Source organism: Candidatus Benthicola sp., assembly GCF_058719085.1.
In genome coordinates this window covers 25,725-39,598 of sequence record NZ_JBZQEK010000058.1, presented here as the reverse complement: position 1 = coordinate 39,598, position 13,874 = coordinate 25,725, and the positions used below count along the sequence as shown (strand labels likewise).

General features: G+C 67.9%; 10 protein-coding genes. 3 read left to right on the top strand and 7 right to left on the bottom strand.

The genetic code is table 11. The features are described 5' to 3' along the window. Window positions 1-103 precede the first annotated feature (103 nt). Window positions 104-1,012, top strand: a complete 909-nt coding sequence (locus tag AC36XV_RS04270; protein ID WP_492202438.1) for a hypothetical protein — start codon at window positions 104-106, stop codon at window positions 1,010-1,012. A gap of 39 nt (window positions 1,013-1,051) precedes the next feature. On the opposite strand, the gene AC36XV_RS04265 is transcribed toward AC36XV_RS04270, so the two are convergent. From AC36XV_RS04265 to uvrA, 7 genes are all read right to left on the bottom strand, one after another. After that, on the bottom strand, window positions 1,052-2,461 hold the full coding sequence (locus AC36XV_RS04265; protein WP_492202437.1) for a hypothetical protein: 1,410 nt from the start codon (window positions 2,459-2,461) through the stop codon (window positions 1,052-1,054). Continuing rightward, a complete protein-coding gene (locus AC36XV_RS04260; protein WP_492202436.1) occupies window positions 2,454-3,146 on the bottom strand; it encodes an HAD family hydrolase in 693 nt (230 codons plus the stop codon). Before AC36XV_RS04260 ends, AC36XV_RS04265 begins: the two co-directional genes overlap by 8 nt. Continuing rightward, entirely contained in the window at window positions 3,137-3,895 is a 759-nt protein-coding gene (locus AC36XV_RS04255) for a gamma-glutamyl-gamma-aminobutyrate hydrolase family protein (RefSeq protein WP_492202435.1), read from the bottom strand. The genes AC36XV_RS04260 and AC36XV_RS04255 overlap by 10 nt, the downstream gene beginning before the upstream one ends. Continuing rightward, window positions 3,892-4,932 carry a threonine ammonia-lyase gene (locus tag AC36XV_RS04250; protein WP_492202434.1) on the bottom strand — a complete coding sequence of 347 codons (1,041 nt, stop codon included), beginning with the start codon at window positions 4,930-4,932 and terminating at the stop codon, window positions 3,892-3,894. The genes AC36XV_RS04255 and AC36XV_RS04250 overlap by 4 nt, the downstream gene beginning before the upstream one ends. Before the next feature lie 6 nt (window positions 4,933-4,938). Then, a complete protein-coding gene (gyrA, locus tag AC36XV_RS04245; RefSeq protein ID WP_492202433.1) occupies window positions 4,939-7,473 on the bottom strand; it encodes a DNA gyrase subunit A in 2,535 nt (844 codons plus the stop codon). A gap of 251 nt (window positions 7,474-7,724) precedes the next feature. Next, a complete protein-coding gene (locus AC36XV_RS04240; RefSeq protein WP_492202432.1) occupies window positions 7,725-8,756 on the bottom strand; it encodes a glycosyltransferase in 1,032 nt (343 codons plus the stop codon). 7 nt (window positions 8,757-8,763) lie between these two features. Then, complete coding sequence (uvrA, locus tag AC36XV_RS04235) at window positions 8,764-11,652, bottom strand: excinuclease ABC subunit UvrA (RefSeq protein WP_492202431.1); 2,889 nt, start codon at window positions 11,650-11,652, stop codon at window positions 8,764-8,766. Window positions 11,653-11,831: 179 nt separating this feature from the next. On the opposite strand from uvrA, the gene AC36XV_RS04230 reads away from it, so the two are divergent. Then, window positions 11,832-13,652, top strand: coding sequence for an ABC transporter ATP-binding protein (locus tag AC36XV_RS04230; protein WP_492202430.1), 1,821 nt, complete (start codon window positions 11,832-11,834; stop codon window positions 13,650-13,652). Then, window positions 13,649-13,873, top strand: a complete 225-nt coding sequence (locus tag AC36XV_RS04225) for a PLDc N-terminal domain-containing protein (protein WP_492202429.1) — start codon at window positions 13,649-13,651, stop codon at window positions 13,871-13,873. Before AC36XV_RS04230 ends, AC36XV_RS04225 begins: the two co-directional genes overlap by 4 nt. The last annotated feature ends 1 nt before the right edge of the window (window position 13,874 follow it).

Sequence of the window (13,874 nt, the reverse complement as noted above, 5' to 3'; positions counted from 1 at the left end):
CCCCGAGGACGGGAACGAAGGCGGGCCATTCGGGTGGAAACGGTGGCTCCGGGCTCGCCGGTCTACGACGGAACGATTGATCCCTCCACCGGGATTCTGAGACATGATGGGTGTTCACAACTCGAAACGCGCCCGCCGCTTCGGACTCGGCGTTCTCCTGCTGGTGGCAGCCGCATGCGGAGGCGACGACGAAGGAACGACGGCCCCCGGAGAGCGAGGCAACTTCTCCGTCCTGACCGTCAGCACCGGGCCCGAGCTCGACGCGGACGGCTACGAGATCCTGGTCGACGACATCTTCGCGGCGATCATCGGACCGAACGACAGCGTGCAGTTCGGGAACCGGGCAGCCAACACGTATACGGTCGCGCTGGGGGATGTGGCAGGTAACTGCTCGGTGGCCGGGGAGAATCCGAGATCGATCACCGTAAGCAGTGCCGCGGAAGCCGTGACGACGTTCGACGTTGCCTGCACGGAGACGGCCGGCGTGCTCCAGGTGGTGACGGAGACCGGCGGCCCGAATCCGGACGAAGCCTACACGCTGTTCATCGACGACGACTTCACGGGCGCGATCGGCGCGAACGACACGATCAGCACATCAGGGCTGGTCACGGGAACGCACACCGTCCGTATCGGCGACATCGCGCTGAACTGCCAGCTCGTCGGAGACCCGGAGAGAAACGTCGCGGTGCCGAGTCAGGACACGATTCGGACGACCTACGAAGTGCTTTGCACGGACAGGGTCGGGTACGTCCGGCTCATCACCTCCACGACGGGAACGCTGCCCGACGAGGATGGATACGAGGCGGTCATCGAGTTCGGGTCCCCGATCGCGCTTCCCGCGACGGGGGTCCGGACGGTGGGCTCCGTGGCGGCCGGGGTCGCCACGGTCCGTCTGGTGGAGAGCAGCGTCGCGGACAACTGTTCCGTGGAGGGACCGAATCCCCGTTCGGTGACGGTTCCATCCGGCGGCCTGGTCGAATCGACGTTCGAGGTCAGCTGCACCCTTCCGTGAAGACCGCAGCCGGCACCCTGCGGCGGTCGGACGGACGGGTCAGCGGGCGAGCACGAAGACGAGCACGGCGGCCAGCAGCAGGGTGACCACCGCCAGCGCCGTCAGCTGCACCCATTCCGGAATCCGGCGTCGTTCCAGCCGCCCGACCTTCTCGAGGCGAACGAGCAGGTCCGTGGACCAGGCGCGCTCGATCTCTTCCACCATCTCGCGCCACGCGCCCTCGTAACCCCGGTCCAGCCTGACCATGGCGGCTCGCCACTGCTCGGCGGCCCCGTGCACTTCCGAGTCATCCTGATCGGGATGGCCAGCCTCCAGATCAGCGATCCGCTGCCGCAGCTCCTTCTCCTGCCCGGCGAGGTCCGCGAAGCGCTCCCACAGTCGATCGAACGGCCCCTGCATGCGTTCGAGGAGGAAGGCCCTGTCCGCCTCGCCGAGCACGAGATCCCGGTGATCGGTTGAAAGGTCGACCCCCCGAGAGGCCGCGACCCGTTCCAGCTCTCCCGCATACACTTCGGCCAGTCGGTCCGCCGCGGTCGCCACGGCCGCCCGCGTGTCCTCCTGCAGGCCTCCGGAGTTCATCGCATCGATCGCCTTCTCGAGGCTGTAGGCACCCCCGGCGGCCGACTTTCGAAGCAGGAGCGGACCGAGGGCGATCTCCCCGAGCTCCTGGAAATGGGTCTCGAAGAAGTACTCGCGCATACCCACGCGGACCTGTAGCTCGCCCGGCACGTTGGCGGCCGCCCTCTCGGCCACCTCCTGCAGGGACCCGGCAGCGAGCGAGAAGGGAGGCAGCTCCGCCTGCGGTGGCGGCGAGACCTCACCGCGGCTGAACAGCTCGAGGGAACGGGGCTCGGCGCCCTCCGGTGGCTCGTGGGAGGCCGCGTACAGGACCGCACCCAGCTCCTCCGGGAAGAGATATCGGATCGTCAAAGACGTGTGAGGCTTACCGATTACCAGATAGTCATCGTCCCGCTCGCCCGACTCCGCGTTTCTCGCCGGGCGCCGGCTCGCCGCGCGCGCAGGCCACGCGACCTCCCGCTGACGGTCGCGGGACATCAGGTACAGAGCCCGTCGGGTCGCGGCTGCCACGTACAGCCCACCGATCTTTTCGCCCTCGATCTCCCCGGACGCGGCACATCCCGCGGTGAACAGGACGACCTCGTGCCCGAGTTGTCGGACGATCCTCCGTCGGAGCTCGGTCAGGTCGACGCGCTCGGTCAGCTGCTGGTACAGCCCGTCCAGCTCCTCCGCCGTGCCCTTGATCGCGAGGGTGGCCCGCCCGGCGAACAGGAGCAGCATGCCCTTGCGGCGCGACAGCCAGAACACCTCGCCGTACGGCACCATCAGCTCATCGCACAACAGCGCGACGCCCGCCACGGTGAGCCGCGCCATGCGGCGTACCCCGCTGCCCTCGATGAACACGTCCGTCTTCATCGACTGACTACTCATCGGCCAGGACCCGCAGCACTCGTTTGGTGTCACCCAGGTCTTCGAACACGGCATCCGCACCACAGTCGCGCAACTGCTCCGAGGTGTGTCGACCCGTGGCCACGGCCAGCACGCGCGTTCCGTTCCGGCGGCCACACCGGACATCTTCCGGGGTGTCGCCCACCACGACCGCTGCGCTCAGGTCGAAAGACCGCCCATGAAGCCGCTCGGCCCGGGCGCATGCGATCGGGGGTAGATCTTCCCGATGCTCGGAATCGGAGCCGTACGCCCCGAATCCGAATCGGTCGGCCAGCCCCGCCGCATCCAGCTTCCTTCGAGCTCCTTCCATCATATTACCGGTCACCAGTCCGCAGGCGAACCGGTCATCGTCGTCGAGGGCATCGAGGAGTGCCACCACTCCCGGAAACGGGGCGACACGACCCTGTCTCCCGGCCAGCTCCCGCTCCAGCGCCTCGAAGTACAGCTCCCAGGCCGCCCCGAAGCCCGCCTCGATGTCCGTGTCCGACCATCCCACGACTCGGAGCAATCCCCTCACGATGGACGGGTCCGTGCGGCCGTGGAAGTCGAAGGAATCGACCGGGCCGGTCTCGCCGTACACCTCGAGCATCGCCGACCTCAGGGCCGCCTTGCCGGCGCCCAGCGTATCGACCAGGGTCCCATCCACGTCGAACAGGATCAATCGCACCGTCCGCTCCTGTCCCCCACGGGCACGGTGTGTCGCACCTGTTCTCCGAATACCTCGAACAGCCTGCGGTTCGTCCCCGTCGCCTCTTCGATCTTCCGCTCCGGATGCCACTGCACGCCGCAGGTCCAGGCCGCCCCGGGAGCCCGGTATTCGACGGCCTCCACGAGCCCGTCTTCGGCCCAGGCGACGGCCGTGAGATCGGGTGAGAGTTCGTCGATGCCCTGGTGATGCGCGGAGTTCTGCACGAACGTCTCCGTGGTGAACGCCGCCGAGAGGAGGTCCGGCCCCGACGTGTGGATGGCGTGGATGTGGCCATCGAACTCCCGATACCGGTCGTGATCGATGGCCTGACCCCGCTGGGTGAACAGGTCCTGAAACAGGGTGCCGCCGAGGGACACGTTCAGCAGCTGAATGCCCCTGCAGATCGCCAGAATGGGAATCCCGTGCTCGATCGCCCGGGCCACGAGGTCCAGCTCCATCGCATCCCGCTCGGGAGACACGGAGCGCGCCCCGTCCGGTTCCTGGCCATAGCGGGACGGGTCCACGTCCTCCCCGCCCGACAGCAGGAGCCCGCTTACCCTCGACAAGATGCGATGACGGGTCGAGAGGTCGTCCAGCGGCGACAGCACGAGCGGCAGGGCCCCGGCCACCCGGGCGGCCTGCAGATACCCGGCCTCGATGACGGCGCGGGGCATCCCGATGTCGCTGTCCCGGACGGGGACCGTGATCCCGATCAGCGGTTCCTTCATTCGGCCGTCCCCGATCGGGAATCCGTGGACCCGCTCAGCCAGTCGCGGAGGATCGACGGATCCAGGTTGCCACCGGAGAGCACGGCGACCGTGGCTCCCTCCCCGAGCTTCCCGACGCGTCCGGAGCGGATCGCCGCCACCGTGGCCGCACCGCTCGGCTCCACGACGAGGCGCTGACCGAAACACCAGAGCACGGCGTCGCGGATGGACGGATCGTCGACGGTCACGACTCGATCCACGAGCTCCCTGGTATGGTGGAAGGTCAGCTCTCCGGGACGTACGGGCTTCAGACCGTCGGCGATCGTGTGGACCCGATCCAGCGTCACCGGGTGACCGGATTCCAGTGAACGGCTCATCTTCGGTGCACCCTCGGGCTCGACCCCCACGATCTCGGCCGAAGGGGCCAGAGCCCGGATCGCAGCCGCCACGCCCGATATCAGCCCGCCTCCACCGATCGGGACCACCACGGTCCCGAGCCGCAGCTCTTCCCCGCGCCGACCCGCCGCCTCCTGCAACTGGTCGACGATCTCGATCCCCGCGGTGCCCTGCCCCGCGATGATCTCCGGGTGGTCGAACGGTGGGACCATCGTGCCGCCGATCTCGGACAGCAGCTCCTCCGCACGCGCCTTCCGTTCGATCGTCGTGGTGCCGGCCATCTCGAGTCGGGCGCCCAGACGACGGACGGCCGCCACCTTGATGGGCGGCGCATCGACGGGCATCACCACGAGAGCCGGGATTCCGAAACGGCGCGCCGCATAGGCCACACCCTGGGCGTGATTCCCCGACGAATAGGTGACGACACCGGCCGCGCGCACCTCGGGGGAAAGGGCCGATATGAAGTTGTAGGCCCCCCGGAGCTTGAAGGCCCCGGCGAACTGCAGACACTCGCACTTGAGCCACAAGTCGGGAACGTCTTCGTCGATCCCGGCGGCCGACCGGTCCACGGGCAGAAGCGGGGTCCTCCGGATGATCCCAGCCACCCGGCGAGCCGCGCTGCGGATCCGATCGATCGTCACGAGGCCCGGGCTCTCCGACATCGAGCGCTACTCGCTTCCCTCGGGGGCCTCCACCTCTTCGCCGGCTTCCTCCCCGGCGCCCTCCTCCGCGGCGGCAGCGGCGGCCTCTCCCTCCTCGACCTCATCATCGTCCAGATCGACGGCCACTTTGGCGAGATCCACCAGTTCGTCGCCCTCATCCAGCGTGATCAGGCGTACGCCCTGCGTGGCCCGTCCGATCACGCGAATCTGCGCCGCCGGCTGCCGGTTCACGACGCCGCCCCGCGTCACCAGCATGAGCTCGTCTTCGTCCGTGACCTCACGCACGCCCACCACATCGCCCGTCTTGGCGGCCAGCCGGAAGTTGATCAGGCCCTTCCCTCCCCGCTTCTGGACCCGGTACTCCTCGACCCGGGTCCTCTTGCCGGCGCCCCGGCTCGTGACCGTGAGCAGACTCGCGCCCTCGCGCACCACGACGGCGCCGACGACCTCGTCCCCGGACTTCAGGCGCACGCCCCGCACGCCGCGCGCCGCGCGACCCATCTCGCGAACATCCGACTCGTTGAACCGGATGGCCATGCCCTTCTTCGTCGCGAGGATCAGGTCGTTGTTTCCATCCGTCAGCCGGGCGTCGATGAGGCTGTCGCCCTCGACGATGTTGATCGCGTTGATGCCGCGTGAGCTGACGTGCCGATAGGCCGCGAGGCTCGTCTTCTTCACCTGGCCGCTACGGGTCGCGAACAGCACGTAGCGGTCCGGCTCGAACTCCCGCACCCTCAGGATCGACGCGATCTTCTCGTCCTTCGAGATGTCCAGGAGGTTCACCACCGGTTTGCCGCGCGACGTGCGAGACGCCAGCGGAATCTGGTGCACCTTGAGCCAGTAGAGCTGCCCACGGGCCGTGAACACGCACAGGTAGTCGTGCGTGTCGGCGAGGAAGAGGTGCTCGACCCAGTCCTCCTCCTTCGTGTCCATGCCCGCGATGCCTCGCCCACCGCGACGCTGCTGGCGGTACGTGTCCGGCGGAAGGCGCTTGATGTAGCCCTGATGGCTGATCGTGATCACCATCTGCTCGTCGGCGATCAGATCCTCCGGATTGAAGCTGATCTCCGCGTCCACGATCTCCGACCGGCGCTCGTCCCCATACCTCTCGGCGAGATCGACGAGCTCCTCTCGAACCACCGCCATGCGAGCGTCCCTCGAAGCCATGAGCGCCTCGAGACTCTCGATGGTGGCCCGGATCTCCGCCAGCTCCTCTTCCAGCTTCTCGATCTCCAGCCCCGTCAGACGCGAAAGGCGCATGGCGAGAATGGCCTCGGCCTGCTTCGCGGTGAGCTCGAAGCGCTCCTGCAGCCCGGTGGACGCCTCCTCGGTGGTCTTCGAGGCCCGGATGAGCCGGACCACTTCGTCGATGTTGTCCACCGCGACCTTGAGTCCCTCGAGGATGTGCTCCCGATCGCGGGCCTCGCGAAGGCTGTACTCCGTTCGGCGGAGAACCACCGTGTGCCGGTGCTCGATGAAGTGGACCAGCATGGTCTTGAGGTCCATCACCCGCGGCACGCCATCGACGAGCGCGAGCATGATCACGCCGAACGTGCTCTGCATCTGCGTGTGCTTGTACAGGCGGTTGAGCACGATCTCCGGAATCGCATCTCGCTTCAGATCGATCACGACCCGAATCCCGTCACGCGCCGACTCGTCCCGCAAGTCGGAGATGTCCTCGACCCTGCGATCCCGGACGAGCTGGGCGATCTGCTCGACGAGCCGGGACTTGTTCACCATGAAGGGAACCTCGGTGACGATCAGCCGCTCCCCACCGTTCGGACGCTCTTCGACGTGGGCCCGGGCCCGCATCACCACCCGTCCCCTGCCCGTCGTGTACGCGTCGCGAATCCCGGTCCGTCCGTACACGAGGCCACCGGTAGGGAAATCGGGGCCGGGCACGCATCCCAGGATCTCTTCGATCCCGGTCTCGGGATCTTCGATCAGAAGCTCGCAGGCCGCGACGATCTCCCTGAGGTTATGCGGTGGAATGTTGGTGGCCATGCCGACCGCGATTCCGGATGAGCCGTTCACCAGCAGGTTCGGGAGACGGGACGGGAGCACGGTCGGCTCCTGGAGGCGATCGTCGAAGTTGGGCGTGAAGGCGACCGTCTCCTTGTCGATGTCCGCCAGCATCTCGCTGGCCAGCGGTGCCAGGCGGGCCTCCGTGTATCGGTACGCGGCCGCCCCGTCTCCGTCGATCGACCCGAAGTTCCCCTGCCCATCGACCAGCGGGTAGTGCAGGGAGAAGTCCTGCACCATCCGTACGAGCGAGTCGTACACGGCGGAGTCGCCGTGCGGATGGTACTTGCCGAGCACATCGCCCACGACCGTGGCGCTCTTCTTGTACGGTCGGTTGGGAGCGAGGCCGAGCTCGTGCATGGCATACAGGATGCGCCGGTGGACGGGCTTCAGGCCGTCCCGCACGTCGGGCAGCGCGCGCTGCACGATCACGCTCATCGAGTAGTCGATGAACGACTCCCTCATCTCGTCTTCGAGAAGCCTCGCCTCGACTCGCTCGCTTCTGTCGGTCGTCTCCATGTGCGTTCTGCAGGATGGGGTTGTGGGCGCCCAGTCGGCCCCCAGGTTTGCTGGACGGTCCCGTCACGAGTTCGGCCGGGCGAGCCCGGCCGATGGTCCCTGGAGCGCGGCGGATCCGCGCCGCGATCGAATGCTCAGAATAACCCAAGAAATATAGCCCTCGAGGACGCCCGGCGCGACCGGACGGGACGGGACGGAGAGAGGCCCGGGAGGGCGGCCGGAGTGGGCCGGCGAACCCGCCCGCCCCCTGTTCAGGCGCACACCCGGTAATCCCTCAGCTCCCGGTAGTCCAGCGCCTCGAGAGCCCCTCGAATCTCCTCTCTGGCGCCGGGTGAACCGACCGCCACGAGGACGAAGGGGCGCCCCCGGGGGCGGCACGCCGCGAAGCCATCCGGGTCCAGCACCGGCGCCCCGTGCACGTGCTGTCCGATCTTCCGCGGATCCAGGTCCACGAAGGCAGCCACCGGGCGACCGTGTCGGGCGAGTTCTCGGGCGAGCGGCTTGCCTACCTTCCCTGCCCCCCACACGACCAGCGGACGCGAATCCGGAAGAAACGCCTCGACCAGGAAATGACACTTGCAGCGTCGGAAGGCGGCCGGTGAGTAGCGATCCGAGGTTCGGGAATGACGCTCCTCGCGGACGCGCCAGCGGACGAGCGGCTCGGAGAGGTTCGAGGCGTGCATCCCGGCAGCGTGCAGCCTGAGAACGAGATCGTAGTCCTCGGGCCAGCCAGCGTCCCGGTATCCCCCGAGGGCCAGGTATGCCGAGCGGCGGATCATCAGGGTCGGGTGCGCGAGTGGGCATTCCACGAACAGATCGCGCTCCACCCGCACCGGATCGCCGAGCGAGTTCAACCACGCCTCGTATCGCCGATACCCCATGCCCACCAGACGGGTGGGAAACAGTTCCACTGCCGTCCCGCAGGCCGCCAGATCCCTGTGCGTGGCCAGGTACGCCAGCTGCTTCGCGAACCGATCGGGGTGCGCCACGTCGTCCGCATCCATGCGGGCGAGCAGGGCGCCGCCGGATTCTTCCACCGCCCGGCGAAGTGCACGGACCAGGCCGGTCGAGTCCGACCGCCCGGAGCGGTCCGTGGATACCACCCGGACGCGCCCGTCCCGTTTCGCCCACCTCCGGAGAAGGGCCCCGGTCTCGTCGGTCGACGCGTCGTCCACCGCCACGACTTCGAAATCGGTGTGCGTCTGCCTCTCGAGACTCGCGATGCAGTCCGGCAGCCACTCCGCCGCGTTGCGGCACGGCAGCAGAACGGAGACGCTCGGCAAGGAACCGTCAGCCGGCCCGGGCTTCGGCATCGCTCGCGGCAGCCCCCGCTTCGCGGGAGGGCCCGGGTCCGTCCGCCAGGCCCACGTGCCGCGCAAGGTACCGTCCGGTCGTCGACTCCGATGCTGCGACCACCTCGCCCGGCGGGCCGGTCACCACCACGCGCCCCCCCCGCTCCGCGGCGCCGGGCCCGAGATCCACGATCCAGTCGGCCGCCGCGATCACGTCCAGGTCGTGTTCCACCACCAGGACCGTGTGCCCGGCCTCGACCAGCTCACGCAGGACCCCGAGCAACCTCTCCACCTCGCCGAGGCCGAGGCCCACGGTGGGTTCGTCCAGGATGTAGAGACGGGCCTTGCTCGATGCGCGCCGTGCCAGTTCGCGCGCGACCTTCAGGCGCTGCGCCTCGCCGCCCGAAAGAGTGGTGGCTGGCTGACCGAGCCGCAGGTATCCGAGTCCCACGCGCTGGAGCTGCCACAAAGCCTGACCGAGTCGGTCCTGGCGGATGAAGAAGCGGATCGCCTCGTCGACCGTCAGATCGAGCACATCGCGGATCGTACGTCCCCGGTAGCGGACCTCGAGGATCTCCGGCTTGAATCGATTTCCCTCGCACAGCTCGCAGGGAACCGATACGTCGGCGAGGAAGACCATTTCGACCACTTCCTCGCCCGCGCCCTTGCAGGCCTCGCACCGTCCGGCCTTCGAATTGAAGCTGAAATGGCCCGGCCCGAAGCCCCGGCGCCGGGCCTCGGGCTGCTCGGCGAACACGCGCCGGATCTCCCCGTAGGCCTTGATGTAGGTGATCGGGTTGGAGCGCGGTGTGCGTCCGATCGGGCTCTGATCGACGAGCACCACGTCCTCCAGGCTCTGCGCTCCCGAGAGCGAGCGCCAGCTTCCCAGTGGCTCCCCCAGGTGGCGCCGCGCGGAGGAAGTCCCGCGCAGCTCCTTCTCGAGCGCCCGGTACAGGATGTCGTGCACCAGGGTCGACTTGCCCGATCCGGACACGCCGGTGACCGCGGTAAGCCGACGGAGCGGGACTCGCACATCGAGGTCGCGCACGTTGTGCAGCGTCGCCCCCTCGAGCCGAAGCCACTCGTCCGGTGGGGCGGCCCGGCGCTCGAGCGCGGGCGACCGCCGTCGAAGCGCCCGACCGGTGGCCGTATCGGCCCTGCGCAGTTCGGCGAACGTACCGGCGAACACGAGCTCTCCGCCGTGCTCGCCCGCGCCGGGGCCGAGCTCCAGCAGGCGGTCGGCCTGGCGCATCACGGTCGTCTCGTGCTCGACCACCAGCACCGTATTCCCGCGGTCTCTGAGACGTCGGAGCACTTCGGTGAAACGCTCGACATCGCTCGCGTGGAGCCCGATCGTCGGCTCGTCCAGCACGTAGAGCGTATCCACCAGGCGGCTGCCCAGACTCCCGGAGAGGCGGATCCTCTGCATCTCACCGCCGGACAACGATCGCGCCTGCCGGTCCAGAGTGAGGTATCCGAGTCCGACCGCGACCATGAAGTCGAGCCGATCCGAGAGCTCGCGCAGGATCGTCTCCGAGACGCGGGTCTCGAACGGAGTCAGGGTCAACCCGCCGATCCATCGGCGCAGGTCGTCTACCGTCAGGGCCGACGCCTCCGCGATGTCGAGACCGCCCACCCGGACGTTGAGCGCGTCCGGTTGCAGCCGGGCGCCTCCACACGAAGGGCAGGTTTCTGGCAGCTGGTACTGCCGCAGGAAGACGCGAATGTACTGCTTGTACCGCTTTCGCTCCCGCGACCGCAGGAAGGGAATCATGCCTACGAACTCGGGCGACCCTTCGAGCAGCTCCTCCCGGAATGCCTCGGGGAGCGCACCCCACGGCAGGGTGGGATCGATCCCGCGACGGACCGCCAGGTCCAGCACGTCGGCCGCCTCACGGTAGTACCTGGGCTTCGTCCACGGGTCCAGCGCACCGTCGGCCAGCGAGCGTGCAGGGTCGGGAACGATCAGGTCGAGCGCGTATTCGAGGGTGGCGCCGAATCCATTGCAGGTAGAACAGGCTCCGGTCGGATGGTTGAAGCTGAACAGCAGCGGAGTGGGCTCCGGGAAGCTCCGCTCGCAGTTGGAGCATCGGAAGGACTCCGTGAACGGGAGCTTCCGCTCGATCTCGGCCGCCTGTCCGGGCTCGCGGCGGACCTGGAGAACTTCCGCGTGTCCGTGCCCTTCCGCGAAGGCCGCCGACAGCGAATCCGCGAGCCTCTCGCGATTCTCCGTCGAGGCGAACAGGCGATCGACCACCACGAGCACGTCGCGCGCCGAATCGAGCCACTCCGGCTCCGATGAGGCCTCCGCGGTCTCGAGATCCTCCACGTGATGCTCCACTCCGTCGACCATCACCCGGATGTACCCGCGGGCTCGGAGGTTCTCGATCGCCGCTTCGTGGGTGAGCCCTTCGCTCCGCTCGAGTGGAAACGCCACGTGGATGGGCGTCCCGTCGCCGAGCGTCAGAACCTCGTCGGTCGCGGACTGGACCGTGTCCGGCAGGACCCGCTCCCCGCACCCCGGACACAGGGTGTGACCGACCCGGCTCCAGAGCAGCCGCATGTAATCGTACGCCTCGGTCGTGGTGCCGACGGTCGAACGGCTCGACTGCACGGAGTTCCTCTGGTCGATCGCCACGGAGGGAGCCACGCCATCGATCCAGTCGACGTCGGGCTTCGGCATGCGCTCCAGGAACTGTTTCGCGTAGGAGGACAGGGATTCGACGTACCGCCGCTGTCCTTCCGCGTACACGGTGTCGAAGGCGAGGCTCGACTTGCCGGACCCGCTCGGACCCGTGAGCACCGTCATCGCCCGGTGGGGGATCTCGACCTCGACGCCTCGGAGGTTGTTCTGGCGGGCGCCGCGGACGCGAATCGAGGTCAGCATGCCGCGATGATGCGGGAGCGCGGCAGAAGCGTCAAACCGGGTGGCTGGAACCGTATCGGAGGGCCGGGTATCTTCGTTGCACCGAAGCCCGAGTCACAGGAGATCCGACCCTGCAGACCTCCCCCGAAGGTCCGATTCACGAAGAGGAAGCCCTCGGCAAGGCGTACGACGCCCGGCTCATGCGTCGCCTGCTCACCTATCTGCGTCCCTATCGATGGCAGGTGGCGGCGGCCATCGCGATCCTCATCGCCGCCTCCGGCCTGGCCCTCGTCGGCCCGTGGCTGACGAAGCTGGCGATCGATGAGGCCTTCCCCGCCGCCGACACTCGGCTGCTGGCGCTCCTGGCTGCCGCCTACGTCATCTCGATGCTTCTGGCCGGAGTGCTCGAGTACATCCAGACCCTGCTGACCACGTGGATCGGTCAACGGGTGATGGAGGACCTCCGAAGTCAGATCTTCGCGCACCTGCAGCGCCTCGAGCTGGCCTTCTTCGATCGCAACCCGGTGGGGCGGCTGATGACCCGCGTGACCAGCGACGTGGAAGCCCTGAACGAGATGTTCACGTCGGGCGTGGTCACGATCTTCGGCGACGTGTTCACGATCGGCGCCATCGTGACCGCCATGCTGATCCTGGACTGGCGCCTCGCGCTCGTCACGTTCACGGTGCTCCCGCTCGTCTTCGCCGCCGCGTGGCTGTTCCGGACGCGCGTTCGGAACGCCTACCGGGACATCCGGCTGCGCCTGGCCCGCATCAACTCCTTCCTGCAGGAGCGGATCACGGGGATGAGCGTCACCCAGCTGTTCCGACAGGAAGGGGAGACCTTCGGTCGGTTCGAGGAGATCAACCGCGACTACCTGTCCGCCCATCTGCGATCGATCACTTACTACGCGCTGTTCTTCCCGGCGGTCGAGATCCTGGCCGCCGTGGCCATGGCGCTGATCATCTGGTACGGCGGGTCCGAATCCATGCGGGGCGCGATGACGGTAGGGACGATCGCCGCCTTCCTGCAGTACGCCCGTCGGTTCTTCCGCCCGATCCAGGACCTGTCGGAGAAGTACAACATTTTGCAGAGCGCCATGGCGAGCTCGGAGCGTGTATTCAAGCTGCTCGACCGTGAGCCGCACCCGGTCGAATCGGAGCCCGCCGGGGAGACCCGCGTCGCGTCGGATCGCCCCGTACCGTCGAACGCTGCGGCCTCCCGCTTTCCCACCCGTGGCGGTCGGATCGAGTTCCGTGACGTGTGGTTCCGCTACGGTGAAGACGCGGATCGCCGCCCCGAGGAAACCGCCTCGGACCGGGAGCACGACTGGGTCCTGAAGGAAGTGACGTTCACGGTGGAGCCAGGACAGCGGGTCGCGATCGTGGGAGCGACGGGCGCCGGGAAATCCACGCTCATCAACGTGCTCATGCGCTTCTACCGGCCGCAGCGCGGCTCCGTGCTGCTGGATGGAGTGGACATCTCGACCGTGCCCGCGTCCGAAATCAGGCGCCGGATGGGCCTCGTGCTGCAGGACGTCTACCTGTTCTCGGACACGGTGGCTCGCAACATCGACCTGGGACGCGTCGGGATCGGAAAGCGGGAGGTGGCGGCCGCCGCCCGGAGAGTAGGCGTGGAGAGCTACATCGAGCGGATGCCGGATGGATACGAGCAACGACTCGGAGAGAGAGGCAGCAACCTGAGCGCCGGGGAGCGCCAGCTGCTCAGCTTCGCGAGGGCCCTGGCCGGAGATCCGGACCTGCTGATCCTGGACGAGGCCACGAGCTCGGTCGACAGCGCGATCGAAGCGAGGATCGAGCGGGCGCTGGAGGAGCTCATGTTCGGAAGGACGAGCCTGGTGATCGCGCACCGGCTCTCGACGATCCGAAGCGCAGACCGCATTCTGGTCATGCACCACGGGGAGATTCGCGAGACCGGGACCCACGAGGAGCTCCTGGCGCTGGATGGGCTCTACTCGCGTCTCCACAGGCTCCAGTTCGCCGGACCCTCGAGTGCCGCATGACCGACATCCTGGAATTCGTGGTCGGGTTGGATTCGCGCTGGGTGCTGGCCGGCTTGCTGGTCATCCTCGACGCCTGGGCGATCGGTCTGATCATCCGCGCGAAGCCGGCTCGCAAGGTGGGGCTGCTGTGGAGCGCCATCATCGTGCTCTGCCCGATCATCGGGCTGCTCTTCTGGTACGCCCTCGGACCCAAGCCGCTGCCGCCCGGAGCGCGGCCCTGAA